The organism is Oribacterium sinus (genome assembly GCF_963537195.1).
GTDB classification, from domain to species: Bacteria; Bacillota; Clostridia; order Lachnospirales; family Lachnospiraceae; genus Oribacterium; species Oribacterium sinus_A.
In genome coordinates this window covers 62,898-88,788 of record NZ_CAUTEG010000001.1, presented here as the reverse complement: position 1 = coordinate 88,788, position 25,891 = coordinate 62,898, and the positions used below count along the sequence as shown (strand labels likewise).

The 25,891-nt window shown below is 45.3% G+C and carries 21 protein-coding genes and 1 riboswitch; of the genes, 4 read left to right on the top strand and 17 right to left on the bottom strand.

Annotated features, from left to right (window positions below; all coding sequences use genetic code 11):
- Window positions 1-116: 116 nt before the first annotated feature.
- Genes RYL27_RS00375 through RYL27_RS00360 form a run of 4 tightly spaced genes read right to left on the bottom strand, consistent with a single transcriptional unit; the run spans window position 117 to window position 5,006 of the window.
- The gene (locus RYL27_RS00375; RefSeq protein ID WP_314964329.1) at window positions 117-1,088 is read right to left on the bottom strand and encodes a substrate-binding domain-containing protein; all 972 of its coding nucleotides are present in this window, start codon (window positions 1,086-1,088) and stop codon (window positions 117-119) included.
- Window positions 1,085-3,031 (bottom strand): sensor histidine kinase, encoded by a 1,947-nt coding sequence (locus RYL27_RS00370; RefSeq protein WP_314964326.1) that lies wholly within the window; start codon window positions 3,029-3,031, stop codon window positions 1,085-1,087. Before RYL27_RS00370 ends, RYL27_RS00375 begins: the two co-directional genes overlap by 4 nt.
- A 32-nt stretch (window positions 3,032-3,063) precedes the next feature.
- On the bottom strand, window positions 3,064-4,689 hold the full coding sequence (locus RYL27_RS00365; protein ID WP_314667686.1) for a response regulator: 1,626 nt from the start codon (window positions 4,687-4,689) through the stop codon (window positions 3,064-3,066).
- A complete protein-coding gene (locus RYL27_RS00360; RefSeq protein WP_314329617.1) occupies window positions 4,689-5,006 on the bottom strand; it encodes a hypothetical protein in 318 nt (105 codons plus the stop codon). Before RYL27_RS00360 ends, RYL27_RS00365 begins: the two co-directional genes overlap by 1 nt.
- A gap of 376 nt (window positions 5,007-5,382) precedes the next feature.
- On the opposite strand from RYL27_RS00360, the gene RYL27_RS00355 reads away from it, so the two are divergent.
- Both RYL27_RS00355 and RYL27_RS00350 read left to right on the top strand, forming a co-directional pair.
- Window positions 5,383-5,988: an ECF transporter S component gene (locus RYL27_RS00355; protein WP_314964321.1), complete on the top strand. Its 606-nt coding sequence runs from the start codon at window positions 5,383-5,385 to the stop codon at window positions 5,986-5,988.
- Window positions 5,989-5,997: 9 nt separating this feature from the next.
- Complete coding sequence (locus RYL27_RS00350; RefSeq protein ID WP_314964317.1) at window positions 5,998-6,771, top strand: type III pantothenate kinase; 774 nt, start codon at window positions 5,998-6,000, stop codon at window positions 6,769-6,771.
- A 261-nt stretch (window positions 6,772-7,032) separates the two neighbouring features.
- On the opposite strand, the gene RYL27_RS00345 is transcribed toward RYL27_RS00350, so the two are convergent.
- From RYL27_RS00345 to RYL27_RS00310, 8 genes are all read right to left on the bottom strand, one after another.
- Entirely contained in the window at window positions 7,033-9,501 is a 2,469-nt protein-coding gene (locus tag RYL27_RS00345; protein ID WP_314964314.1) for an ABC transporter permease, read from the bottom strand.
- A 111-nt stretch (window positions 9,502-9,612) separates the two neighbouring features.
- On the bottom strand, window positions 9,613-10,245 hold the full coding sequence (locus RYL27_RS00340) for an ABC transporter ATP-binding protein (RefSeq protein ID WP_314964312.1): 633 nt from the start codon (window positions 10,243-10,245) through the stop codon (window positions 9,613-9,615).
- Window positions 10,242-11,963, bottom strand: a complete 1,722-nt coding sequence (locus tag RYL27_RS00335) for a zinc ribbon domain-containing protein (RefSeq protein WP_314964309.1) — start codon at window positions 11,961-11,963, stop codon at window positions 10,242-10,244. Before RYL27_RS00335 ends, RYL27_RS00340 begins: the two co-directional genes overlap by 4 nt.
- Window positions 11,964-12,087: 124 nt before the next feature.
- On the bottom strand, window positions 12,088-13,644 hold the full coding sequence (gene cls / locus RYL27_RS00330) for a cardiolipin synthase (protein ID WP_314964306.1): 1,557 nt from the start codon (window positions 13,642-13,644) through the stop codon (window positions 12,088-12,090).
- 193 nt (window positions 13,645-13,837) lie between these two features.
- Window positions 13,838-14,845 carry an aldo/keto reductase gene (locus tag RYL27_RS00325; protein WP_314964304.1) on the bottom strand — a complete coding sequence of 336 codons (1,008 nt, stop codon included), beginning with the start codon at window positions 14,843-14,845 and terminating at the stop codon, window positions 13,838-13,840.
- Between the two features lie 20 nt (window positions 14,846-14,865).
- Window positions 14,866-16,332, bottom strand: coding sequence for a 6-phosphofructokinase (locus RYL27_RS00320; protein ID WP_314964300.1), 1,467 nt, complete (start codon window positions 16,330-16,332; stop codon window positions 14,866-14,868).
- Between the two features lie 189 nt (window positions 16,333-16,521).
- On the bottom strand, window positions 16,522-17,049 hold the full coding sequence (locus RYL27_RS00315) for an RNHCP domain-containing protein (RefSeq protein ID WP_314964297.1): 528 nt from the start codon (window positions 17,047-17,049) through the stop codon (window positions 16,522-16,524).
- A 171-nt stretch (window positions 17,050-17,220) separates the two neighbouring features.
- A complete protein-coding gene (locus RYL27_RS00310) occupies window positions 17,221-17,841 on the bottom strand; it encodes an RluA family pseudouridine synthase (RefSeq protein WP_314964295.1) in 621 nt (206 codons plus the stop codon).
- A gap of 173 nt (window positions 17,842-18,014) precedes the next feature.
- On the opposite strand from RYL27_RS00310, the gene RYL27_RS00305 reads away from it, so the two are divergent.
- Window positions 18,015-18,938: a class I SAM-dependent methyltransferase gene (locus RYL27_RS00305; RefSeq protein ID WP_314964292.1), complete on the top strand. Its 924-nt coding sequence runs from the start codon at window positions 18,015-18,017 to the stop codon at window positions 18,936-18,938.
- A gap of 138 nt (window positions 18,939-19,076) precedes the next feature.
- Complete coding sequence (locus tag RYL27_RS00300) at window positions 19,077-20,294, top strand: cell wall-binding protein (protein WP_314964289.1); 1,218 nt, start codon at window positions 19,077-19,079, stop codon at window positions 20,292-20,294.
- Between the two features lie 234 nt (window positions 20,295-20,528).
- Here RYL27_RS00300 and RYL27_RS00295 read toward each other — a convergent pair whose 3' ends face one another.
- The 5 genes from RYL27_RS00295 to RYL27_RS00275 form a co-directional block, all read right to left on the bottom strand.
- The gene (locus RYL27_RS00295) at window positions 20,529-21,080 is read right to left on the bottom strand and encodes an energy-coupled thiamine transporter ThiT (protein WP_183684733.1); all 552 of its coding nucleotides are present in this window, start codon (window positions 21,078-21,080) and stop codon (window positions 20,529-20,531) included.
- Between the two features lie 34 nt (window positions 21,081-21,114).
- Window positions 21,115-21,209: riboswitch (TPP riboswitch) on the bottom strand.
- A 157-nt stretch (window positions 21,210-21,366) separates the two neighbouring features.
- Window positions 21,367-22,467 carry an acyltransferase family protein gene (locus RYL27_RS00290; protein WP_314964286.1) on the bottom strand — a complete coding sequence of 367 codons (1,101 nt, stop codon included), beginning with the start codon at window positions 22,465-22,467 and terminating at the stop codon, window positions 21,367-21,369.
- Window positions 22,457-23,683 carry a ribose-phosphate pyrophosphokinase gene (locus RYL27_RS00285; RefSeq protein WP_314834009.1) on the bottom strand — a complete coding sequence of 409 codons (1,227 nt, stop codon included), beginning with the start codon at window positions 23,681-23,683 and terminating at the stop codon, window positions 22,457-22,459. The genes RYL27_RS00290 and RYL27_RS00285 overlap by 11 nt, the downstream gene beginning before the upstream one ends.
- Window positions 23,684-24,010: 327 nt before the next feature.
- Window positions 24,011-24,967, bottom strand: a complete 957-nt coding sequence (locus RYL27_RS00280) for an ATP-binding protein (RefSeq protein ID WP_314964284.1) — start codon at window positions 24,965-24,967, stop codon at window positions 24,011-24,013.
- A 14-nt stretch (window positions 24,968-24,981) separates the two neighbouring features.
- The gene (locus tag RYL27_RS00275) at window positions 24,982-25,827 is read right to left on the bottom strand and encodes a DnaD domain-containing protein (RefSeq protein ID WP_314964281.1); all 846 of its coding nucleotides are present in this window, start codon (window positions 25,825-25,827) and stop codon (window positions 24,982-24,984) included.
- Between the last annotated feature and the right edge of the window lie 64 nt (window positions 25,828-25,891).

Sequence of the window (25,891 nt, the reverse complement as noted above, 5' to 3'; positions counted from 1 at the left end):
CTACAGAAAGTTTTCCTTCAGGGGCACTCCTTCTCCATTTTTATGCCTTGCCGCTTTAGATATTTCCTTGGATATTTCTTCAGATATTCCCTTGGATATTTCCTTGGATATTTCTTTTAGTCCCCGGTGGGGAAGAGAATTCGTTCTATTTCCTCACTGTACATATTTTCCCCGGTAACCATATAAAAATTCACTACCCTATCCTCTGTTGTATTTCGCTTTTTAGAAAGCTTATACCACAGGTCCTCCATAGCATAATAGGCCATGGTGTATTGATCAATCACAGCCAGACAACGGATAATTCCCGTATCCAAGGCATAAACCACTTCCCGGGAATTTCCCACGCCGTAAAGCTCCACGTAACGTCTGCCGGTTTCCTTTAAATAGCGGGATGCCATTTCCAGACTGTCATTTTCCAAAGCCACAATCAAATCCACACTTCTCTTATGATTGGCCTTTACCATATCCTCCTGGATTTTTCCCGTATCCGGAAGCACCCAGGCGATTTCCTGTCCCCCGGCCTCCAATACCGAAATAAGGCTATGCAGTCTTCTTTGCATATTGCCCTTATTCTGGTTTCCTGCCAGAATACCGATGCGTTTTTTCTCCTTGTGCAGTGTGGAATGTAAAACCTGTTCCGCCAGGGCCTTCCCCAGTACTTCCTCTTCCACATTGATAGAAGAAATGTTTAAGCCGGGTTCCGTCATTTCCTTCTCGGAATCCACCAGCATAATCTCCGCATTTTTTCCCAATGCATTTAAAAGGCTTCCTGTTCCCTCCGTAGCTCTTAGCTCCGCGATAATACCGTCCGCTCCGCTTTGAATCTCCCTTTGCATACTGATATTTTCCTGCTGAATGGAAACCAGGCGATCGGTGGAAACAAAGTTGTATTCCATGTTGTAGGCTCGTCCTGCGGCGGTGAGTCCCATTTTAAAGCCGGACCATACATCGGAATTGCTATGGTCCACCACTACGGAAATCTTAAAACGCTCCGGATCATTATCCCCTAAAAGCCTTCCCACGGACAAAAACAGGAGAAGCAGGGCTACCACAAAAAGGCCGGTGGTAAATATGCTGTTTTCTTTCATGCCTTCTCCCCCTCTTGTGCGCCGCTATGAAAATGTTCTGTGCTATGGTGCATGTTTCCATGCTCCAGACTCTTTTGGTTTTCTTCTGTAAAGGAAATAGCCGGTAAAAGCACCTGCACATCCGTTCCCTCATCCGGGGCGCTAATCACTCTCAGACCGTAAATAGAACCGAAACGAAGCTGGATGCGGCGATGCACATTAATCACTCCTACACCGGAGCCTCGCTTTTTCTGACTGGAGAAGCTGGAATAATCGCTTTCCGTCTTTTCCAGCAGGGCTCTGGCCTTATCCTCCGTCATACCGAAGCCGTTGTCCTTCACGGAAAGCAATACGGAACGTCTACCGTCCTCTTCTTCCAGAATTCTTCCGCTAACCAGGATTTCTCCATCCTCATCCATTCCCTCCATGCCGTGGTAGATGGCATTTTCCAGGATTGGCTGTAAAATCAGTTTTACGGTAAGGCAGGACAGCACCTCTTCCTCCACATCAAAATCCACCGTAAACTTATTCTTAAAACGGATTTTTTGAATATTCATGTAGTTTTTCGCATGCTGAATCTCCTGGGAAAGAGGGATAATGTTCTTTCCTGCGGAGAGGGAAATTCGGAAAAAGCTGGCCAGCTGAGTCACCATAAACACCGCATCTTCCCGTTTTCCGCTTTCAATCATCCACACCACGGATTCCAAGGTATTGTAGAGAAAATGGGGGTTAATCTGGGATTGCAAAGCATCCATCTCACTCTGTCTTTTTTCCTCCTGCTGCCGGATTCTCTCTTCCGTCAGTTCATCGATTCTTTGCAGGGATTGCAAAAGGCTTTCTCCCAGATGGACAATTTCCGTACTTCCATAGGAGGAAATTTCCTCCATGGTGGGGCGCTTCACTCCCATATTGCCTAAATCTTCATTTAACTTACGGATGGGATAGGAAAGCCTCAGAGAAATGACCTGATTCATGACAAGGGCAATCAGGAGGGTTACGGAAATGACAATGAAAACGTAATATAGCATTCCTCCGGTAGCAAAAACATTGCTTCCTTCTTCCAAAACGGACACCAGCTTCCAACCGGTATAACCGATGGTGTCCACTACAATGGTTTTTTCCTTCCCGTCACTTTTCAGACGATGGATACCGTCCTCCTGAGCAACGGCAAGCTCCGTATCCTCCTTGGCGTGGCCTCGGTAGATTTCTCGAATCTTGGGATGATAAATCAGTTTTCCCCTCTTATCGCAAAGATAAAAATACCGTTTTCCGTTAACCTGATTCAGCTTTTCCATCATTCGCTCAATCATGTTGTAATCCATGTCTACCAGAAGCACACCGCTGTCGCTTCTGCCGTCAAAGTTAAGTTCCACCACCCGACTCAAAGAAATGACCCAGCGGGTACGGTAGGAAGGGTCGTCAAAAAGGTTCTGCACATGGGGCAGAGAAAAATGCAGGTTTTCCACCTGCTGTACCGCTTCCCGATACCAATCCTGTTCCGTTACCTTTCGATTTTTCTTCTCTGCGGAAATGGGTACCGCCGCAATGTATTTTCCCTGGGCGGAAAAAAGGGCAACGGAAACCAGACTGTCCCTATGGGCTTCATACAGAAGATTCATTTCCTGATTCAGCTTGGTATAATCCACATCCGTGCCCTTAACCACATTGTAATAAAGGGCATCGGAAATTCTGCGCATGCTAAGAAGGTATTCCTCCAATTGAATACTTCCCTGCTTTAAAAGCTGCTCCGATTGATTCTCCTGATTAATACGGAAACGTATAGAAAACTGCGTATAAAGTACGATAGACAGAAAAAGAATCAGAAAGATGGAGAAAATCATAAAGCTCATTAAGAGCATATTATGAAAGGAACGAAGGGGTGAAGTAATAGAAAAGGGGACGGAGACTCCCTTTTGCAAAAAAACATCAGACAATAGATTTTTTTTGAGACGTTTTTTCTCCAAGGAAATCCACCTCCCCTATACTTAGAAGGATTCTACAGTCCTTCTTTCCCCTTACTGTTGGATTTATATTTTGACGGAGACATCCCGAACTTCTTCTTAAAGGCATAGCTGAAGTAATTCGGATCCGAGTACCCTACCGCCTCGGCAATAATATAGGTCTTCTCCTCCTCTTCCATCAAAAGGCGGAGAGCCTTTTCCATACGATAATCCGTAAGGTAGTTGATAAAGCTTTTTCCGGTTTCCCGTTTAAAGACTGTGGAAAAATAAGCAGCCGATACATGGAGCTCCTGAGAAAGAGCCTCCACCGTCAAGTCCTTATCCATGTAATGGCTGTGCACATGCTCCACCGCCTTCTTAACAAAGGACTTGGTCTTATCGCTTCGCATCTCCTGAATGATAATCTGCATTTTCTTGCAAATCTCCTTCATCCACTGAGAAAGTTCTGCCAGACTGAACTGTTGTACCTTCTGGTACACATCCTCTTCCTTCGGAAAAATCAATCCGGTATCCACCTGATTGGCCAAAAGGAACTTATGCATATTGGTCACCAAATCCATTAAGAAGAAATGGTATTCCTGCAAAGAAGGCGAATCCAAACGACTGTTCTCGATATAGAGGTCAATGCATTTGTCCAGCTCCTCTTCCGAGGACATCCGGATGCTTCGATAAATATCCAAAAGCCGTTCCTCATCAATGATTTCTTTATTGACCTTATGTTCTTCTTTTCCTTCTAAGCCGATTTCACTGATGGCAATGGCTTTTCCTCTACCGTAAAGCACTCGGTATGCCACCGCATCTCTGGCACCAAGATAGGAAAGAGGCAGATCCATTAAATTGGATACGGTTTTTCCGATTCCGGCTGTCACCGTCGCCTTACAAATATGTCTGGCCATTCGACAGAGGATTTCACAATCATCCGTAAGCTTTAGGCTGTCCGATTCCTTATCCATCTGGGCAATGAAAAGCGTATTTCCCAAATAGGTAAAAAAGCAAGGACGCCAGTGCTTTTGCAGTCGTTCCTCCGCCAGCTTTCGAATGGACATGGTAATCAACAGAGGATTAATTCCCTCCGGAGACAGGCTCAGGCTGTTATGCAGGATAACCACCGCAAAATATTTTCCGGGAAGGGAAATCTGATAATCCAACAGTGTGCTTTCCAGATCCTGCTGGGGCAGGGTTCCCTCGATTAAAGAGGTATATAAGCTTTCCTGCAAAATAGGAAGGCTCTCTAAATAATAGTTTTTCAAGCGATGAATGCTTTGCTTTTCATCAAATTCCTGATCCAGAGCCTCATGCACCTTCTGGAATACTCTGGACAGTTCTCCCGCGTCCACAGGCTTTAACATATATTCCTCAGCCTCCAAACGGATGGCTTCCTTGGCATACTCGAACTCGTCAAAGCCGGAAAAAATGATAATCTTAATAGAGGGATACAACTCCTTCAGACGATGAGAAAGAGTTAATCCGTCCATATAGGGCATCTTGATATCGGTCAATACCACATCGATTTGCTTTTCTTCCGCTATTTCCAAAGCTTCCAAACCGTTCTTGGCATAACCGGCCAGAGAATAGCCGAGGCGGTCCCAGTCAATCTTTTGGACTATGGCCTCCACTACATCCTCTTCATCATCTACTAATAACACGGAATATTTTTTCATTAGTGTTTGTCTCCAACATATTTCTCTTCTAAGGTTCTAAATCGTACAGCCATCACCAGGGTGCCCAAAACAATCAGTCCGATACCTAAAAGAGGATGAACAATCATCAATATGGAAGACAACAGAGAAATACCTGCGAATATCAGAATCAAAACTCCCGCCTCTTTACTATAAGCTTCCCGATCCCGTACAGGAGGACGTCCCTTGGGACGAATACTCTCCACATCTTTAAAAACCAACAGTTTGACGGCGTAATACAATAAAATCGCAGTAAACAAAAGGGGCAAGCCCATTTCCTGTCCTATTCTTTCCAACATTCCTGCTTTTCTTCTCCTTTAATTGCTATTTCTTTTCCAACTCCGGCAGAAAAAAGCGTAGAATTGGGCACTATATCTTCTTCTCTTATCCCCAATATAGCCTATCCTCCTGTTTTTCACCAGTGCGGAGAACGCATTGTAAGAAAATCTTTCGCGGGGCAATCTTGGAAATATTAGAAATATTCTGTAAAAACTTAAAAAATAGTTCTTTCTCAAAAGTATTAAATAATTAATTCATTTAACAAAGTTCTTTCTTATTTTACAAAATCCATGCTTGTATTGCAATACATAGCCCCGGAGACTTTTAATTTTCTTGAAATTTTTCGCTATTCATGCCATAATTTCCCCGGTTTTTATTATATGGAAAGGAGCTTTCATGAAAAATCAAAATTTTGTGCGAAACCTTGTTGGAACGGCTATTCTTGCCGCTTTGGTTTTGGCCCTACAGTTATTGCTGGGAAGTCTTAAGCTGGGCCCCTTTAACATAACCTTAACTTTGGTTCCCATTATTTTGGGAGCTGTCCTTTACGGTCCACTAAGTGCCGCCTTTTTGGGTGGACTCTTCGGCTTTTTGGTTTGCATTTCCGTAATTTCCGGAAATGACGCGGGGGGCTTTATGCTCTTCTCCCAAAAGCCCGTCATTACCCTGGCTCTTTGTATGATTAAAAGTACCGCGGCCGGCTATCTTTCCGGACTGGTGGCCAGAAGTCTTGCCAAAAAGAATGCTACTCTGTCCCTATTTTTAGCCGCAGGAATCGCTCCTGTGGTGAATACCGGCATTTTCATCTTGGGACTTCTTCTCTTCTTCCAAGATACCCTGGTGCTTTGGGCCAATGGGCAGGATAAAGTAGTAGACTTTCTTCTTTTCAGTATTCTGGGAATCAATTTCACCACGGAATTCTTGGTGAATCTGGTGCTTGTTCCCGTTTTAGCCCGTATCTTACGAAACCTTCGCTTTGTAAAGCAAGAGCTTGCCGTATAAGGAGAGAAAATGATTTTAGCCATCGATTGCGGGAATACCCATACTGTTTTCGGAACCATTACGGAAGAGGGAGAAATTCAGAAAATTTTCCGTATGGAGAGTAGCCGGAGAAAAACCAGCTATGAATATGCCGCAGATATTGCCCAAATCTGTCAGCTTTTAGAGATTGATTTGCAGGGCTTGGAGGGTTCCATCCTTTCCTCCGTTGTGCCGGAACTCACCACCTCTTATCAGAAGGCTATGGAGCTTCTCTGCAAGGGAAAATGTGTGGTGGTCAACAGCAGTAGTCCCATGAATATGAGCTTTGCCATGGCGGATCCCAGCGGTGTCGCTCCGGATTTGATTATCTCTGCCGTGGGGGCAAAAAATAACTATCCCCTCCCTGCCATTATTATCGATATGGGCACCGCCACCACCATTACGGTAGTGAACAAAGAGGGCGTCTTTATGGGAGGTGTAATTCTTCCCGGGGTGGGCATCTCCATGAATGCCCTGGCCAAGGAAACCTCTTTGCTTCCCAGTATCGATGTGGCACCTGCCAAGACCTTGATTTCCACCGATACGGTAGAGGCTATGCGGGCAGGCATCATTTACGGCACCGCGGGCTCCTTAGACGGTATCGTGGAGCATTTTCAGGAAGAACTGCAGGAGGAGGGTAGCGTAATTGCCACAGGAGGCCTAGCCCACCTGATTTGTCCTTATTGCAAACATAAGATGATCGTAGATGACAACCTGCTGCTGAAGGGGCTATGGAAGATTTGGCAGCTGGAGCAGGGGAAATAGGGCTGAAACAGGGCACGCTCTCGCTAGCTTAATCCTGTGTATTGAAGGACTGTTTTATTATAAAGATGCGCTCTAATGCAGTATGGGTCTATAATTGGGGCACGCTCCCGCTAACTTCGCCTTCGTAACAGTACTAACTTCAAGCTTCGCTTGCTCGCTTTCAGTAAGTACTGACGGGCTCAGATTGCCCCTATTATAGACCCACACTACATCAGAGTGATTTCCTATAACGAGTGCAGTTCTTCACTTTTACAGCCCCTTTTACAACAGTAAGACACTGAATAATACCAGCATCCCCATGGGGAGGAGCTGCCCTTCCATTCCCATTTGATAAATGCCTATTGGGGAGAGGTAGGGGATAAAGCTTGGGATATTGCTTATGGAGGAAAAGTCTATAAAGCTTCCGCCCAGGAAGCTGAATAACAGGCCGAGGCTTAAGGACAGGCCTCCTGCCATTTCCGCTCCAAAAACGGAGTAGGACAGTCTTCTGGCAAAGCTGTATAGGAAGAAGGAAAATCCCAGGGTACAAAGTAACGGAAGGAGCAAATCCTTGTAGAGTTCTGCAAGGCGAAGGCCTCCTTCTTTTTCTATTCCCAAAATAGTTCTGCCCTCCAGCACAAGGAAAAATCCCAGGCTCAAAAGGCCGAAAAGAAGAATTCCGCTAAGATGATACCGTAGTCTTCCGGCGGGATAGGTTCTACTTCTTTGGAAGACCTTTTTCTCTTCTTCTCTTCCCAATGCCGTTCCCAAGGAAAATAGGAAGAAGTACAAAACAAAGCCTAATACGGCCTCCCGCTTGGGCTGGAACAGGCTTCTGCCTCTTTCTCCTTTCATTTCCTGAATCTGATATAAAGGCTCTGTTCTCTTACTCTTTACAATGGACTGTTCAATAGCTTCTTTTTCCGTTTCGTTAAGGCTTCTTCCTAAAAGGCTTTCCCCATAGGCAAGAGCGCCCTTCTCCATGCGAAGGGTGCTGCTGAGCGCGGCTACAATTTCCCGAATCCCCATTTCCGCCAGCGAATCCGCACTGCTTTCGTAATGTAAGCTTCCTCTTCCCTCCGTATCTCCGGTAAAGCCCTCTTTAATCCAAAGTACCCCCTCTACACTGCCCTCCAAAAGAGCCTTTTCCGCTTCCTGATTTTCCACGACTTCCACTTGAAGTCCTTTTTCCTGTTGTAACTCCTGAATCAATTCTTCACTCCAGGTGCCCTGATCTTCCCGAACCAGCATAAGAGAAAGCTTCTCTTTCCCTCCGACCCGGGAATAGGCAAAAAGAGAAAGAAGGAAAAGCACAAGCAAAAGGAATCCCCTGCCGCCCCCTAAGAGGAGGGAAAAACGAAGAGAAAGCAGAGAGCAGGGAAAAGGAAGGGCAGACTTTTCGTATGATTTGTCTTGTCCGCCGTGTCTATATTGTCCATATTGTTCGTCTTGTCTATCTAGTCCGACCGGTCTATCTTGTCCGTATTGTCCATCTTGACCGTCTTGTCCGTCTTGTCTCTTGGATTCTCTCTGAAGATTTCGGGAAAATGTTTTTCGCTTAGAAAACGTTTTAAGCTTAGAAAGTATTCCTGAAAATATTTCTAAGGCAAGGGCCAGCGCATCCCAGCAAAGCAGGGGCAGGGCGGTAGACAGTAAGGTAGAGAAGGAAAGCCCTCTCCGGACACCCTCCAAGACCATTCGATTCACGGTAATGGGAGAAAGACGCTTCACAAACTCCGGTGCATTGCTCTCTCCGAACAGCTTTCCGGTATAAAGAATTCCCAAAAATAGTAGGGAAAAGGACAGTAATTTTGCGGTACTTTCCTCTCCCATAATTCGGAACAATTGGTAGAAGAAAAAGAAGAAACTTAAAAGCTCAACACAGAGGATGAAAGCAATCGGTATCAGTTGTTCCATAGGAAGGTCTAAGGATTTTTGCAGAGCAAATAAGCAGAGGAGCAAAAGGGGCAGGGCGGAAAGAAATAAAAAGAAGAGCTTAGAAAGGAAAAAGCCTCTTCCTCCCATCAGGGCAAATCGTTGGGGAATGCCCTTCTTTTCCTCTTCCGGCACCGAAAAAACGGAAGACATAGCACAAAAGGCCAAAAGGAAGAAAAAAATAAAGGAAAAGATGCGAAGGGAAAGAGCCTTCTCCACTTGACTGCTCTGCCCCTCCTCGTCAAAGACAAGCTGTCGCTTTAAAACAGCCGTAAGCAATCTTTCCGAAGCATGCTCATAGAGGCTTTCTTCCTCTTGTTTGGACAGGTTTTCTCCATACAGGGCATGAAAAACCCCTTTACTGATTTCCTGTTCCTTCTCCATAATTTCCATAATGGAGGTGAAAATGCTTTGAAACAGGAGGCTTTCCGTAGGGCGATTGGCATTTAAGCTTAAATCCACCGGTTCTCCCTCAAAGCGATAGGCGGTATAAAAGAAATCCTTGGGAATCCGTAAAATGCCTACTACTCCCTCTTGGAAGGCCTTTTCCCTGCCTTCCTGTCCGATTTCTCCCTCTTCCTTGATAACGGTAGAAAACAGCTCCACCTTCTCCATTTCCCGAATCAGGGTTTTAGACATAATGGTTTGATCTTCATCAATTACCATCACCGGAAAGGCCTGCATTTGACTGCTTTGTCCTTGAAAGAAAAAGGCAAAAAGGGGAAACAGGAGCAGAGGAAAGAGCAAGATAAATAGTCCTCCTTTTCGGAGAAATAACTTTCCGTCTTTCCAAATGGCCGCAAAAAATCCTTTCATGCTTCTTCTCTCCCTTACTTCTTTTGCTCTTCACCTATATCTTTTATAATCTTCCGCTATTTCTCTTTAAGCACAAAGTATTTCCTTAATAGCTTAAGAAATTTAGTTTCTCTATGAGAGCTTTCCCTGTTCCAGAGTCAAAATCCTATCCGCCAGATCCTCCAGCTCTCCTCTTCCGTGGCTGATAAGCAGCATTCCTGTGCCCTGCTGCTTCATTTTCAAAAGGAGATCTCGAATCCTGTGATAGGATTCCTCATCACAGCCCACGGTGGGCTCATCCAAAAGCAAAATGCTTGGACGAAGCATGAGAGCCGATGCCAAATGCACCCGGCGCTTCATTCCCCCGGACAGGGCGGACAGCTTTTCTCGGCTTTTTTGAGAAAGTCCCAGCTCCGCCAGAAGCCAGTTCCCTCTGGTTTTTAAAAGCCTCCCCGGTATTCCCTGAATTTTTCCGTAAAAAATCAAATTTTCCAAAGCCGTCAGACTGTCATAGAGGGACAGGTCCTGGGGCAGATAGGAAAGGCCATTTCGAACCTCCTTAGGCATCCGGATTTCTCCCTCCTGATAGGGAAGCAGACCGGCAATTGCCTTTAAAAGGCTGCTTTTTCCGGCACCGTTTTCTCCTCGAATCCCTATGATTTCTCCTTTGAATAGGGAAAGAGAGAGCCCCTGTAATATGACGCTCTCTCCTCTATGATACCGAAGGCCTAAGTTGTTTACGACACAAAGGCTCTCATTCATCATCCTGCAAGTTCTCCCTGTAAAGTAGCTGCAACCTTCGCCAAGCCATTTCCAATGGTCTCGCTCAGCTTATCAAAATCCTCCTGGCTGTAGTTGGAAATATCCACTTCCGCTTCCTTCGGAAGGGTAGCTGTACCGGTCTTTGTAGTGTTCAGGTTAATCTTCGCACTGCTAAAGGGCATATAGTAGTTCTGTAAGCCTTCTACCACAATCTCGTGATCGCTGCTGCCCTTCTCTCCGTCAGCAACAGTAAGGGTCAGCTTTGCTCCCATTCCTGTAGGATCTTCTACAATATAGGTTCCGTATGGCATTAAAGCGGAATGCTTAGTGGTATCAATCTTATACTCCAAAGCCTTAACATCCAGAACACCGTTTCCGCCGGAAATGCTTCCCTCCAGCATCTTATCCTTTAAGCTGTAGCTGTTCTTTACGTACATATTCTCGGAGCTGGAGCTTACAACATTGATCTGCTCGGTAACTTCCTTGCCCTTCTTGGCAATCTCCAGAGAGAAGGAATCGTCCTTTGTGGAAAGCAGAACCTGTCTTAAATCTCCGTCAACAACCGCAATCTGCCACTGGAATTCATTGTCCGCCATCTCCTTAGCGGTATCCGCAGCATTATCACGAATCTCCTTTGCCAGCTCACTAAGCTGATCCTTTGGAGTTTCTGCATCTCCCATGCCTAAAGCGCTGTCCCAGGTGCTGGTAGCATAAACATCCTCTAAAAGAGACTCTAAATCGCTGTCCTTTTCTACCGTATCTGCCAGCTTCTCGTAGAAATTCTTTAAATCTTCCTCTGTGGGCTTAAATACATAAACCTCTCCGGTATACTTCTCCTTCAGATTCTCTAAGTCGAATTCCTTCTTTTCTACCGTTAAGTTATCCTTATTCATGCTGCCGACAAGGAGATCTCCGTACTTCTTGGAAATTTCCGCCAGACGCTTTCTGTTCTCTGCAGACTTCTTTAAATCCGGAGCCACAATATCCTGCTCGGTGAGATTCTTCATAATGGTCTTTAAGTCTCCCCGATAGTAATGCTCGTCCGCTACAGGAATCGCAAAACCGATCTTGCCGTCACGATAATCCGCAAAGCCTTCCAGTAAATCTGTACCCATGATCTTGGCACTTAAATTCATGATGAAGGAATTCTTCTCCGCATCCATGTCATACTTTAACTGGATCTGAGAATCCTTCAGATACTTATTCATTTCGTCACTGCCTTCAATTTCTCCGGTAAGGGTCATATCGGAAGACTGCTTTAAATCCTCGTTAATAAAGCCTAAAGCCACCATGGCATCCAACTTATCCTGGAGATACTTCTCCTGATAATGAAGAAACTTCTGCTCTGTGCTTAAAGCTAAACCACCGGAAAATAACTTCTTTCCAAAGGCAAAAAAGCCTGCGCAAAGAAGAATAATTACGGCAACAACAGGGATTAAAAGCTTCATGCCCTTCTTTCCCGCAGGAGCCTCCTCTATAGTCTGTGCATAGGAATAGCTTGCCTGGGGCTCAGCAGGAGCCGCTTCTGTAGCTGTTGCAGCACTTACTGCATTTTCAGCAGCCGCTCCAGCCTCACTACTTTCTGCTGCAGCGCTTGCCTCAGCACCGGTAGCACTCGCCTCAGCGCTTACAGTTTCTGCGCCTTCCAGCTTTTCTCCGCAGTGCTCACAAAACTTCTCCTCGTCTTGGACTTCCTGTCCACAATTCGGACAATTTTTCATTCTGTTTCCTCCCTTTGTCTTCAATTGTCGATTGAACAGACTTATTTTAACATATTTATGGAAATAAATCTTTTAAAATATATTAAATTTTTAAGGGAGTAGTCTGAAAGCTTGCATTCTAAAATCATAGTAAGGGCGCAATCAGTCTCAAAGCCCCCTGTTTCATTCTGGTGAAAAGGCTACGATTATGTCCCTTATCCGGACTGACTTCCGTAGAAGTACGGAAAAGCTCATGAAAATCGTCCGCAATATCGAAGATACAGGGACTTTCGTACAGCAGAACTCCATTTTCAAAATGATGGTAGAAGGAACGATAATCCAAATTAAAGGTTCCCACCGCCGCCATCACATGATCCACCAAAATCTGCTTGGAATGCATAAAGCCCGGAGTATATTCATAAATTCTGACTCCTGCCCGTAGGAGTCGAGGATAGTAAGACCGGCTGATGGCATAAACAAAGGCCTTGTCCGGAATTCCCGGAAGGACAATCCGCACATCTACCCCTCGCTTTGCCGCAAGACACAAAGCCCTGCTCATCTCATCGGTAATAATCAGATAGGGAGTTGTTATGTAAATGCTTTCCGTGGCGGACTGAATCATATTCAGATAGACGTCCTCCCCCAAGGGAAGGCCGTCAGTGGGCGCATAGGCATAGGGCGCGCAATAGCCCTGACCGGTATAACGATCCCAGTGTCTCGGCAAATAATTGTAAAGTCCCCGCACAGGACTATCGTCCATGGCATGCCACATCTCCAGGAAAAGCAGGGTTAAAGTACCTACCGCCTCTCCCCGCAGTCGAATGCCCGTATCCTTCCAATAGCCGTAGGGAGAATGAATATTAAAATATTCATCCGCCAGATTATAGCCTCCGGTAAAACCTATCTGGCCGTCCACAACGGTAATCTTTCTATGGTCTCGGTTATTCATGAAAAGATTCACCATGGGGACAATGGGGTTAAAGATACGACACTGAATGCCCCACTCTTCCAGTTCCTGCACAAACTTCGGATCAATGAAGCCGATGGAGCCTACATCATCATAGAAGAGGCGAACCTCCACTCCTTCCTCCGCTTTCTTGCGAAGAATCTCCTTGATTTCTCCAAAGGACTGCCGGTCCTCTATGGCATGGTATTCCATGAAAATAAACTTCTTTGCCTGGGAAAGAGCTTCCAACTGAGCCTCCAAGCCCAAAGAAGCTTCCTTATAAAATACAAGCTCCGTGTTGCGATACACCGGAAACTTTCCGCCTCGCTCCAGATAAGCAAACTGATTTCCCACGGATTTGTTTTCCTTTTTCAGCTGATCCGAAATCAAATGAGACTGATCCAGATAAGGGAAGAGCATGGCATCCGCCGCTTCGATTCTCTTCCGCATGGTTTTTGTAAAGCCTGAGCCGTATACCAAAAAATACAAGAGCATTCCCAAAATCGGAAAAGCCATAATCATAAAAATCCAGGTCATCTTAATAGAGGCATTGGTTCGCTTGGCAAATACCCCCAAAACCATGACAATAGAAACGACTCTGGCAAAAATGGACGCCCAAAGGTAACTTTCCGTCAAATAGTACAGAAAGAACCAAAACCATATAATTTGTAAAATCACTGCCAGTATTACGAAAAGCAGGCGACCGACACTATTTTTTCTGTCCTCTTTGTGGAGGACCTTTCCCCGTTTGGGCATTTTTATTCTCCTTATTTCCAGAAAATCAATATTTTTTCAAAACAACCCTGAGTTTTTCGCCGTTCCTTCGTTTCTTCTCCTGAACTTTAAATTCTAATAAAAAAAAAGAGGAAAGTCCAGCTTTCTCTCTTTTCTTCTTCGAACTGCACAATTTTTTCGTTTTTCGTGCCCTTTTTCTCCCGATTTTCTCCGATTACAGAGCTGTAGCCATCCGAATAGCCTCTTCCTCTTCCGCCGTAAAGCAGGTGTTTTCCAGCGCTTTCACATTTTCCCAAAGCTGTTCCTTCTTGCTGACTCCCACCAAAACGGAGGTGGTGGACTTGTCCCGCAACACCCAGGATAATGCCATTTCCGAAAGACTCTGTCCTCTTTCCCCGGCAATCTTTAAAAGCTTTGCAAGCATCTGCCGTTTTTCCTCGGTAAAGTCTTCTCTATGCAAATATCTTCCATCCTTCATCATACGGGAATCCTCGGGAATGCCCTCCACATAGCGATTGGAAAGGAGCCCCTGGGCCAAGGGACTGAAGCAAATAAGCCCCATGCCTTCTTCTTTAGCGGCAGCCTTTAAGCCATTTTCCTCCACCTTTCTATCCAAGATGGAATAACGGTTTTGGTTAATTACCAAGGGAAGCCGTATTTCCTTCGCAATCTCCACAGCCTTCTTCATGCTGTCTCCGTCATAGTTGGAGATTCCCGCATAAATGGCCTTGCCGGACTGCACAATCTGCAGCAATGCCAACATAGTTTCCATCAAAGGGGTATCCGGATCCATGCGATGGTGGTAGAAAATATCCACATAATCCAGCTTCATACGCTTTAAGGAAGCATCACAGCTTGTCAGCAAATACTTTCGGGAGCCACCATTTCCATAGGGTCCTTCCCACATATCATAGCCCGCCTTGGTACTGATTAAGAGCTCCTCCCGATAAGGGCGAAAATCTCTTTGGTACAGAATCCCGAAATTTCGCTCCGCCTCTCCGTAGGGGGGACCGTAATTGTTGGCTAAATCAAAATGGGTGATGCCTAAGTCGAAGGCCTCCCTAAGAATATCCTGCATCTGCTCCTGAGAATTCCGTTCCCCGAAGTTATGCCAAAGCCCCAGAGAAATCGCCGGAAGATACAAACCGGATTCCCCCGCCTTTCGATATTCCATGCTATCATAACGATTTTTATTGGCTACATAAGCTTTTCTAATATCCATCTCATACCTCCCGAGGCAATTTATTTTCCGGACTTCTCAAAAAAAGAAATATATTGGGGAAGGCCGTCTACGAAATCACAGCTGTATTCTCCCTGAATTAGGGGACGAAGATAGGCCAAGGCCTCCTCTTCCAGACTGTGTCCGTCCCTTCCAATCCAAGATAAAGGAATCTTCTTCTCCCGATTGGCCACTGCAGAAAGAGGAACTGCAGAATATTCTACAGCATATCCGTTTACCGCTTTGCCGGATTCCCCGGCATTGGAATTCTCCGAATCCTTCTTTCCGGAAGACTTTTCAAAAGAGTTCTCTCCGGATGGCTCTACAAAAGAGTTCTCTCCGGATGGCTCTACAAAAGAGTTCTCTCCGGATGGCTTTCTCCGAAGAGAAGACATTTTCCCGTTTTCTCCCAAAACAGCCAACTCCACAGCCTGTGCTCCCAGTAAGAAGGACTCTTCCACATCGGTTTTCGAAAGCAAATGTCCGGCACAGCGCTGTAATAGATTAAACTCAATGCTTCTGGTTTTCACCGACATTTTTTCTAAAATCATCTGCTCCAACACCGCTCCTGCTCCTCCGGCAATGCTGTGTCCAAAGGCATCTTTGTTCCCTTCCTCCCGACCGTAGGTATAGAGGAATTTTCCGTTACTGTCCTTAATGCCCTCCGAAACCGCCACCATTACCTGGTCAGACTTTTCCAGAGCCTTTTCCACATCCTTTCGGAACTGTTCTTTGGAAAAGCTCTGCTCCTCCAGATAAATGAGGTAGGGAATACTGCCTTTTTCTGCGGAAAGAGCCGCAGCGGCGGTAAGCCAGCCTGCATTTCTTCCCATCATTTCCACAATCATCACATATTTGGTGTCATATACCAGACACTCCCGCTCCAGCTCCAAAAGAGAGGCTGCAATATACTTGGCGGAGGAACCGAAGCCCGGACAATGGTCGATTCCTTCCAAGTCGTTATCTATGGTTTTGGGTACCCCCACCACCACGATGTCCTCCCCCTGTTCCTTGCAGTAGGCGGACAGCTTCCAGGCGGTATCCATGGAATCATTTCCCCCGATATAGAGAAAATAGCCTATATTCCACGCCTTAAAAACGGATAAGAGCTCCTGAAACTCTCTTGGGTCTTCCTGTGGATTTTTCAGTTTTAAGCGGCAGGAGCCCAGTGCCGCCGCAGGGGTCTGGGCCAGTCTGGAAAAATACGCCGCCTCCTGCCTTGTGCTTCCTTTTCCCAAGAGAAAGTCTCCAAAGGGAGAAAGAAGAATGCTCTCTTCCTCTTTTTTCGGAAAATGCTCTTCCATCTGCTTTTCAGCGCAGGCTTTCAGCTCCACAAATTCCTCTGAAAACACGCCGGCAATGCCATGCTGTGCCCCATAGATTTTATCGATCTTTTCCTCCTGCATAGCCTTCCAGATTACCCCGGAAAGACTGGCATTGATTACCGCAGTAGGTCCGCCGGACTGGGCCACCAAAAGATTCTTTTTCATACTACTCCTATTCTACTTTAAGCCTCATCTCGCTATACCGCTTTGGGCTATACCACGCTTTACTATACTACTCTTTATGCTACTACTCTTTACTGCACTACTCTTTACTGCACTACTCTTTACTACACTTCTCTTTATGCTACTTCTCTTTACTTCCTTGCTCTATGCTACGCTTTACCGACATTTGCCCTACTTTCCCTTTTCTTCCAAAAAGTGAGACAGGAAGGACATGGGAAAGGGGGGAGAAGACAAGGGCTTCACCGCAAGCTGCATCAAAAGCAGAGGGTTATCATCCGCCAAAGCCCGGTTTAAAGAGAGCTTTCCGCAGGACTTACAAAGGTGTAGAATGCTCCAATCCCCGTCTCCCTTGGAGATTACGCCGATGGGCTCCATTTGCCCACGACAGCCGGCTTTCCGATCTCCCGGCTCCTCATCCACATGGAGACTGTACAGGCAGTGGGGACAATGATTTCTATGCTGAGAACCTGCTCCCTCAGGATGAATTTCCTTTCCGCAGTGGGCACAACGAAAGCTTTCCAGACAAGGAGTGAAACGATAATCGATGGAGCTTGACTTCCCATCCTTCCCCAAGCCGATTTCCTTCCGTGACTCGGTATCCCTCTGCTCTACTGCCTCCTTCCTCTGTTCTTCCCCCGGATTTCTTCGGGAAGCCGCCGGCTTCTTTTTCTTCTTTAATGGCATATCTCCGTTTTGCATGACTCCTACTTTCTTTTTCTCTTCTTTTCTGTTTTTCTCTTCTTTTCTATTTTTCTCTTCTTAGCTATTTTCTTTTCTTAGCTATTTTTTTCTTAGCTAATTTCTTTTCGTTTTCCCCTTCATAGCTTTTGTATTTCAGGGAATGTCTCTGTGTTGGTTTTTCTTATAGTATTAGCTTTTAGACGCCATAACATTTTCAAAAATACTCCAGGGCTCTCCCTCAGGATTTTTTATCTCATACCCTCTTTCCTCTCCCGTTTTTAAATCCAAAAAAGAGAGTTGATAGCAGTGTAAACCCACTGTCCCTTTCTGCCGGGAACCGTATTTTCCGTCTCCGTAAAGAGGAAAACCCCGACTTGCAAACTGGGCACGGATTTGATGAAAGCGTCCGGTTTCCAGCTCCACATCCAGAAGCATCCACTCCCCATTTTCCTCCAAAATCTTATAGCGGAGAATCGCTTCCTTTACGCCCTTTCTAAGGCTTTTCACCGGAAAACACTTCTGTTTTTTGTTGTCCTTATAGAGATAGTCCTGAAAGCATCCCTCCTCCGGTAAAGCTTTTCCCTCTTCTCCCTTGGGTACCACGATATGATAACGTTTTTTGATTTTTTTCTCTGTCAGCTGCTTGGACAGAGCCGCCGCAGCCTCCTTATTTTTCCCATACAATAAAAGACCGGAAGCCACCTTATCCAGGCGATGAACGGGAAGGCAGTCCTTTGGAGCATCCTTTTCGCTATCCAGTCCTGCTTCCTTATAAAACACAAGGTAGTCTTTTGTTTCTTCGATAATCAAGCTTCCTCCTCGGGAATTTTCCCTATCCGGTCTGTACCGTCCCCTATTTTAACATAAATTTTCTATCCGAAAAGGGCGGCCTTGGGATTCTTTTCTTTTTCCCGCATTTCTTGTCATTTTCCTAAAAGAATGCTAGGATAAATGCCAGTTTGTCGGGCTTTTAAGGAGGAAAAATGTTTCTAGCAAAGAATTGGGTGGATTATGCCGTTTTGGACAGCTCTTCCGGAGAAAAATTAGAGCGTTGGGGAAAGTATATTTTGCGTAGACCGGACCCCCAGGTCATTTGGCAAAATCCGAAGAAAAATCCTCTATGGAAAAAATGTAACGGCCACTACCACCGTTCCAAGGCCGGGGGAGGAGACTGGGAATTTTTCGACCTGCCCAAGCAGTGGAAGATTTCCTATGGGCTGAACGGAAATCCGGAGCAGAGCCTTGCCTTCCATTTAAAGCCCTTTGCTTTTAAGCACACCGGACTTTTTCCGGAGCAGGCAGCCAACTGGGATTGGTTTTCCGAAAAGATTGCGGAAGAAAAAAAGAGAAGGCTGGAAAAGGGAGATAAAACACCCATCAAGATTTTAAATCTTTTTGCCTATACCGGAGGCGCTACCTTGGCCGCAGCAAAGGCCGGTGCGGAGCTGACCCATGTGGATGCCTCCAAAGGCATGGTGCAATGGGCCAAGGAAAATGCCGAGCTTTCCGGTCTTGCTTCCGCCCCCATCCGCTATCTGGTGGATGACTGTGTGAAATTTGTGGAGCGGGAAATCCGAAGAGGCAATCAGTACGATGGCATCATCATGGATCCCCCTTCCTACGGCAGAGGTCCCAAGGGAGAAATCTGGAAAATCGAAGACAGCATCTATCCCTTTTTACAGCTGAGCGAAAAGATTTTGAAAAAAGACGCCCTCTTTTTCCTCTTAAATTCCTACACCACCGGATTACAGCCGGGGGTTATGGCCTATATGCTGAAGGATTTGATTCAAAAAAGCCGTGGCGGCATCGTGGATTCTCAGGAAGTGGGCCTGCCCATTGCAGAAAGCAATCAGGTACTGCCCTGCGGTTGTTCCGCCAGATGGTTTCAAGGGGAAGAACGTTCTTAAACCGTAAGCTTTTTGTCCTTTTCGTTAGGAAAAATTCGTTGTTTTTCCTATGGGAAAAGGATAGTATTATAAAGAGAAGCTGAAATAATATATTTTTACCATCCTTTAAGGATTGCCTATAGAGATTTGGAGGACAAAATGAAGAAGAGAACCCTACCCTTCCTGGTGCTTGCAGGAATCAGCCTTTTTTCCGGCACCGCTTTTGCAGCAGGCTGGAATGTAAACAGCAGAGGACAGCAGGTTTATCAAAATGATAACGGTTCCGTGGTGCAAAACTCCTGGATTAAAATCAATCAGAATGGCCAGACACTTTGGTACTATGCCACAGGAGACGGAAGCCTGAAGCAGGACGGCTGGCTGAAATTGCAGGATGCCTTCTACTATTTTGACGGAAACGGCATTATGCAGACCGGTTGGGTAAATGATGATAATTATTACTGCGACCCCGGCACCGGAAAGATGATTACCGGCTGGAAACAGCTTCCCCTTCCCTCCGGCGTTACCGCTGACGAAAACCGAAAGGGAAATAATGGAAACTACTGGTTCTATTTTAATCAAAGCACCGGAGAAAAGCTTCGTTCCAAGGATGGTCATGTTGCGGTAAAAACCTTGGACAATGCCTCCTACGGTTTCGATGAAAACGGTATCATGGTTACCGGTTGGGCAGAGGTAAATGATGCCAATCCGGAAATTGCAGGCTATGTATTTTTCGCAGAGAAAAACGATAATAAATTCAAGATGGGACAGCGTTTAAGCGGTACCTGGTACTCCACCGTAGGTCCTGAAGGAAACAGCAGTAAGCTTTCCACCGGAGATGTGGAATGGTTCTATTTTAAAAATAACGGCCATCCCGCAGCCGGTAACGAAGGAGTGTACGAAGTCCAGAGAATCAACGATAAGCGCTACCTTTTCAACGAAAAGGGCAATCCGGTTTACGGCGTCCAGAAGGGACGCACCGCTTCCAATGCACCGGAAGGCTACTACTATTGCGGAGCCAACAAGGCTGACTGTTCCGTGAAAACCGGAAGAATGAATCTGGTGGACGGAGACGGAAACAACATCACCTGTTTCTTCGATCAAAACGGTCGAGGGGTCACCGGCATCAAGCAGGATTACCTGTATTTTAACGGCCGTCTCCAAAAGGCGGACCAGGGCTCCCGTTATCAGAAGGTCACCCTTCCCGGACAGAACAGAAGCTACGTGGTGAACGAATCCGGCAAAGTCATGAAGAATAAGACCAAATACCGTGATGGAAACGGCAATAAGTGGTCTGTCAATGCCAGCGGTGTGATTACCTTGGATGAGGGACTGGACAGCGTAGAGCTTCAATCCCCGAAGGTTACCGATTTAGATTAAAAAAAAGGAACTGAAAAAAATCAAAATATAAAAGATTTTCGGCAATATAGGTCTGAATGCAGGGTAGTCTAAGCCCGACGGTACTTGCGAAAAACAAGAGAAATGCAGTTTTTCGCTTAGTATCCGCTTCGTGGCGAAGCTAGCGAGAGCGTGCCCCAATTTCAGACCTATATTGCTTAGAAAATCTTTTTGATTTTTTACAGTTCCTTTTTAGTTGCGGTTTAAAGTGGTAACCTATCGGGCATAAGCTCCTTCGGAAAGCAGCTGTCCCTTCATCCGGTACAGGCCTTTGTGTACCGCGGGAACCAAAAGTACCCCAAGGGTAAGAACCATTTCCACGGAAATATAGCTGATATTATAGCTGAAGGAATACCAAATGGGATTCATGCCTTCCGGGGCATAAGAAGCAAAGAACAGTACGCCGGATAAGAAGGCGAAGAAAAAGCGTCCCAGACAAGCCACAATATAGCCGATAAAAAGGCCATGTTTCTTTTGGGAAAATAAACCGGATAAGCCTAAGGCGGTAAAGGCTAAAACATAATCCGTAATAAACTGGGCAGGACTATAGAAATAGGGCTTCAAAATAAAGCTCAGAGCTCCATAGGCCAAACCGGACAGGAATCCGTAGGTGCCGCCGAAGAAAAATCCCGGCAATGTGGCAAAAAGCATAGAGCAGGCGGTAACAGATCCTCCCATAGGCAATGAAAAAAGATTAATCATTCCCAGTACCAAAGACATAGCTACGCAAACTCCGGACAAAGCAATCTTCTTAGTATTATTATGCATAAAAAAATCCTCCTATGCTGTCCAAAGGACAATGGAGGGCTCACTATAGCTTCCCTACGCTGGCATTATCCAGGTCAGGTTAAAGGGTTGGTTTTCACCTCTCAGCATACAGCGCCCCTAGCAACAGTATCAGTTTAGTCCGAATAGGATGGTTCGTCAAGTTAAAGGATTTTTGCTATTTCATAAAAAATTCTAAAAGCTTCTTTTTCCTATAGATCCAAAGCATCCCTTTCCTATAGAGCCATAACAGCTCTATTCTTTAAATATTTCGGCTCTCGAAATACTACTAAGCTCTTCCTCCATTTAAAAATCTCCATAAAGGATTCGCATACTTTTGAAGAAGATAAGCTGTAGCTTGGGATAAAAGCAGACAGTAAATTGGGCTCAAACTATAAAAGCAAAAGAGCAAAGCCTCTCCCGCTTCCGGAAAAAAATGCTTTTGCAGCATAAACCAAAGTCGCAAAAAAAGATAATGCACTGCATACAGATAAAAATTATGGTCCGCATACTTTTTTCCAAAGGCAAAAAAGCCCCTTTGGCAAAGAAGAAGCAAGAAAACTGCCGTACTGATACGGTAAAAAACCGTAGCCAAAAGCAAAAGCCCGATGGTCTTTCCCAAGATTGTATAGCTATAGCAAAGAAGTGCTGAGAGCAGGAGGAGAGACGGGGAAAATGCAGATTTCTTCTTCGTATTTTCATAAGATAAACTCTTCCCCTCCCCGGAAAAGCCAAAACCAAGCAATGCCAAATAAGCACCAAAGCTATAGTAAAAAGCCGCATCTTCATTGAGGTAGGGAATATCCAGGCGAAAATACACCAAGCCAAGAAAGAAGAGGGGAAAAATGCCAAAGAGCAGGTTACCCACCTTCGAAGAAAAGCATTTTCGTAGCAAAAAAAGGCCTAGGGCAAAGAATGGACAGGCATAGGTCAGCAGAATCAGCTGAAAAAAATACCAAAACACCGGCTGATACCGATAGAGAAAAATACCCTCAAGAATTCCGTGGATACTAAAGTCCGCCTTTTGGAACAAAAGATACAGAACAGTCATTCCGGTATTCCAGAAAAGATAGGGGAGGACATAGGAAAAAAAGCGTTTTCCCAGCTTCTCTTTCCATTGGGAAAGGCTCTGTAAATTCCGGAAAAAAAGATAGCCGCTGACAAAGAAAAATCCGGGAACCGCTACCTGGCCTAAGAATTCCGAAAAGAAAAACTCCCATTTTTCCAAAAAAGAGCTCTCAAAAAAGGGTAGCCTTGCTACTCTCTGCAACTCTTCCACGGAAAAATGGGTGCTATGAACAAAAACCACCAAAAGGGATAATAAAAAACTATATTGGGGAAATACAGAAAGAAGGCTTGTTTCCAAGCCTCTCTTTTCTTTACATATCATCTTCCAACTCTAAGCTAAACTGTTCTGTCTGGGAAGCTCTGGCTTCCTTGTACTCGGCAACTCTCTTCGTAATTCTGCCCACCGGATCCAGGATAGAGGAAATGGAAATATCATGGTTCATATTGTCAATAAGAAGGGCAATGTACTTCGCCATGCTTACATTGATATACCATTCTCTCTTTAACAGCTCTTCCGGCTGATAAATCAGGTCTGTAGTCAAAACCCCTGCCAAAATTCCGGCTGCATAGGCTTCATCGAACTTGTTAAGACCGTTGGTAAATAAACCGAAGGTACAGCAAGCATAAACGCGCTTTGCCTTTCTGTCCTTTAATGCCTTGGCTGTATCGATTAAAGACTCTCCGGAGGAAATCATATCATCAATGATGATAACGTCCTTTCCTTCCACATCCGTTCCCAAGAACTCATGAGCCACGATAGGATTACGTCCGTTTACCACCTGGGTGTAGTCTCTTCTCTTATAGAACATACCCATGTCTAAGCCTAAGACATTGGCATAATAAATGGCACGATTCATTCCGCCCTCATCCGGGGAGATAATCATCATGTGATCCTTATCAATGTCCAAATCATTTACGTTCATCAGAAGAGCCTTAACGAACTGGTAGGTACAGGAAACATTGTCAAAGGAGTCTCTGGGAATGGCATTCATGACTCTGGGATCGTGAGCATCGAAGGTTAAGAAATTCTCTACACCCATTTCATGAAGCTCCTGCAGCATCATTGCACAGTCTAAAGACTCTCTTCCGGATCTCTTATGCTGTCTGGACTCATACATAAAAGGCATAATAACGTTGATTCGCTTAGCCTTTCCTGTGGTTGCCGCAATCAGTCTCTTTAAATCCGCATAGTGGTCGTCCGGAGACATGTGGTTCACATGGCCGAAAATGGAATAAGTCATGGAGTAGTTCATCACATCCACCATCAAGTAAATGTCCACTCCTCGTACGGACTCCAGGATTTCTCCCTTTGCCTCTCCTGTTCCGAATCGGGAAATTCTTGTTGGAACAATGTAATCCGATTTCTGGTACCCTGAAAAGGCAAGAGTTTCCTTATGCTCACTTTCTCTCTTGGTTCTCCAGGTAACCAAGTAATCGTTTACCTTCTTTCCCAGGGGCTCAATGGACTTTAACGGCATCAAAGCCAAAGGTCCTACCGGAATACGCTCAATGAACTGTGAAGTTCTGGAATCAGCCATGACTATTCTCCTTCCAAACATATAGACACTTACGGATTAAAAATACAGGAAAGCAAAGAAAAAGTCTATGCTCTTTTTTGCTTTTAGGAAAAAACTTTTGTCGAAGAGATTTTTGGGGAGGGGTGACGGAAAGGAAAATGCTTCGCATTTTTCTTTCCTTAACTTACTCTTATTTTAATAAGCGCCCCGGCAGAGAATAGCGGAATGCTTCGCATTCTCTACTGTACGCTACCTGTGCCGTCTCCGAAATAGATATTTCGAGAGCGGCTCAGGTAGTGCACAGCAGTTTCAAACTTGCAGTGTCCTGCAAGTTTGATTTCTTTCTTCTTACAGTCTCTGATCTTTCCCATATAAGGGGATGATTTCGTAGTCGGACATGAAGCGGGACACCACTCTGTCGGAATAGGTCTCTCGTAATTCTTTAAAATTCAAATTTGTAGATATCAGCATGGTTTTTCGGTCTAATATCCGTTGGTTGAGTAGAGCGAAAAAGCGGGAGGTGGTGAAGCTGTTGGAAAACTCTGTTCCCAAGTCGTCAATCAGGATAACATCTACCTCTTCGATATAGTCTTCCGTATCTTCTTCTCGCATTCTTTTGGAAAAATACTCAAAAAGCCCTGTTGCCGTAAAATACAAAACGCTGACTCCCCTATCCAAAAGGGCTTTAGCTATGGAATGGAGAAAATAGGTTTTTCCGGTTCCGGTACTGCCGGTAAAGAGGATGCTGCGGTTATTTTTCGGATATTCTTCACAGTAGTCTATAAGGTAGTCCCGAATCTCCTTAATATATTCCCGCAGGGTTTTGTTTCCGCATTGGCCCAGCTTTTCTTTATTGTCAAAGCGCTCCAGCTGGAACTTGGAGAAGTTTTCCCGCTCCAGCACCGCCCCCATACGGGATTGTCGGTATAAAAGCTCTCCCTGCAGCTTTAAAAAGCATTGGCATTTCTTCCCGTCCACATAGCCGGTATCCTGACAAAGGGGACAAAAATGCTCTTCTTCCTCTAAATCCTCTATCCTATAGCCCGCAGTTTTCAAAAGCGCTTCCTTTTCCTGATGAAGCTTTCCGATTTCTTCCTTTAATCGAAGAAGTCCTTCCCGATTGCCCTGCTGCATTTCTCCGGCAACGGATAAAGAGAAGGTTCTAACCTTCTCCTCCAGCTCTTCCAGTTCCGGAAGCTTCCGGAATATCTCTTCTCTTTTCTCCAAATATCTTCTATGGGCTTCCAGCTGTCTTTCTGAAAGAATCCTTTGTATCTCCTGAACCTGTCCGTTACTCAGTGCCATGCTTTGCCTCTTCTCTACTTAGCGGTATGAAACTGTCCAAGTCGTTCTAAGGCCTTCTGCTTAGCCAAAGAATCATAGTCTACCTCTTCCTGACTGAAGTTCAGGAAACGATTGCTCTTCTTCTCTCCGGAGGAGCTTCCGCTCTTTCCTTTCGAAGAAAATGTATTTCCGCCGGATTTACCTTCTCCGCTTCCAGGCTTCATGCCCTTCGCCATATCAAAGTTCTTCACATGCTCTCTGGCAGCCCGTACATCTCGAATGCCCAATTCGTGCCAGTCCACCGCCACCTTCTGCATATAGCGACAGTTGGTCTTTTGCAGGCTGCAACAGTAGTCTAAGAAAAATTCAATCAGCTCCGCATCCATTTCCAAAGACTGATACATATATTCAAAAAGCTGGACATGGGAAGGGGTTACCACAGGCATCAAATGCTTGGCTACAAATAAGATGCCGCCAAATTCTTCCTCATCAATTTCCCGCTTTTTCCCGTCCATTTCCTGTTTTTTCTCATCAAAAAAAGAAGTCCTATCCATACGGCTCAGCCTCTCTTTCTGAGACAGCTTTTCCTCGGAAAGAAGAGCCGCCTCTTCCGACTGCAATTCCCTCTCCAAAGCTCTGGCCGTTCCTTCTTTTAAAACCCCCTTTTTCTCCCAAAAAAGGATGGCTCTTTTCACGTCCTGATCGGTTAAGCAAAGGGCCTCACCAATTTCCTTGCCCTTCAGCTTTTCTTTTTGGTGGCGAAGCAAATACAGATACACCTTCACATAATCTCCATTGGCTTCGGCTACATATTCGTCTATAAATGCATTCGGAACACAAGTAATCTCCGCCTGGATTCCCTCTTGAAACTGTATCTCCATCGCTTCCCTTTCTCCCCTAAGTCGTCGGTGAGCAAATCATAACATAGGAGCTTTTTCAGTTCAA

Bases quoted from the DNA above. Each gene is read 5' to 3' on its own strand.
- RYL27_RS00290 (WP_314964286.1), bottom strand. From the start codon at position 22,467: ATGATATGTAAAGAAAAGAGAGGCTTGGAAACAAGCCTTCTTTCTGTA.
- RYL27_RS00275 (WP_314964281.1), bottom strand. From the start codon at position 25,827: ATGGAGATACAGTTTCAAGAGGGAATCCAGGCGGAGATTACTTGTGTT.
- RYL27_RS00325 (WP_314964304.1), bottom strand. From the start codon at position 14,845: ATGGATATTAGAAAAGCTTATGTAGCCAATAAAAATCGTTATGATAGC.
- RYL27_RS00360 (WP_314329617.1), bottom strand. From the start codon at position 5,006: ATGTTGGAAAGAATAGGACAGGAAATGGGCTTGCCCCTTTTGTTTACT.
- RYL27_RS00375 (WP_314964329.1), bottom strand. From the start codon at position 1,088: ATGAAAGAAAACAGCATATTTACCACCGGCCTTTTTGTGGTAGCCCTG.
- RYL27_RS00365 (WP_314667686.1), bottom strand. From the start codon at position 4,689: ATGAAAAAATATTCCGTGTTATTAGTAGATGATGAAGAGGATGTAGTG.
- RYL27_RS00340 (WP_314964312.1), bottom strand. From the start codon at position 10,245: ATGATGAATGAGAGCCTTTGTGTCGTAAACAACTTAGGCCTTCGGTAT.
- RYL27_RS00305 (WP_314964292.1), top strand. From the start codon at position 18,015: ATGTTTCTAGCAAAGAATTGGGTGGATTATGCCGTTTTGGACAGCTCT.
- RYL27_RS00280 (WP_314964284.1), bottom strand. From the start codon at position 24,967: ATGGCACTGAGTAACGGACAGGTTCAGGAGATACAAAGGATTCTTTCA.
- RYL27_RS00320 (WP_314964300.1), bottom strand. From the start codon at position 16,332: ATGAAAAAGAATCTTTTGGTGGCCCAGTCCGGCGGACCTACTGCGGTA.
- RYL27_RS00350 (WP_314964317.1), top strand. From the start codon at position 5,998: ATGATTTTAGCCATCGATTGCGGGAATACCCATACTGTTTTCGGAACC.
- RYL27_RS00345 (WP_314964314.1), bottom strand. From the start codon at position 9,501: ATGAAAGGATTTTTTGCGGCCATTTGGAAAGACGGAAAGTTATTTCTC.
- RYL27_RS00300 (WP_314964289.1), top strand. From the start codon at position 19,077: ATGAAGAAGAGAACCCTACCCTTCCTGGTGCTTGCAGGAATCAGCCTT.
- RYL27_RS00285 (WP_314834009.1), bottom strand. From the start codon at position 23,683: ATGGCTGATTCCAGAACTTCACAGTTCATTGAGCGTATTCCGGTAGGA.
- RYL27_RS00315 (WP_314964297.1), bottom strand. From the start codon at position 17,049: ATGCAAAACGGAGATATGCCATTAAAGAAGAAAAAGAAGCCGGCGGCT.
- RYL27_RS00295 (WP_183684733.1), bottom strand. From the start codon at position 21,080: ATGCATAATAATACTAAGAAGATTGCTTTGTCCGGAGTTTGCGTAGCT.
- RYL27_RS00355 (WP_314964321.1), top strand. From the start codon at position 5,383: ATGAAAAATCAAAATTTTGTGCGAAACCTTGTTGGAACGGCTATTCTT.
- RYL27_RS00335 (WP_314964309.1), bottom strand. From the start codon at position 11,963: ATGAAAAATTGTCCGAATTGTGGACAGGAAGTCCAAGACGAGGAGAAG.
- cls (WP_314964306.1), bottom strand. From the start codon at position 13,644: ATGCCCAAACGGGGAAAGGTCCTCCACAAAGAGGACAGAAAAAATAGT.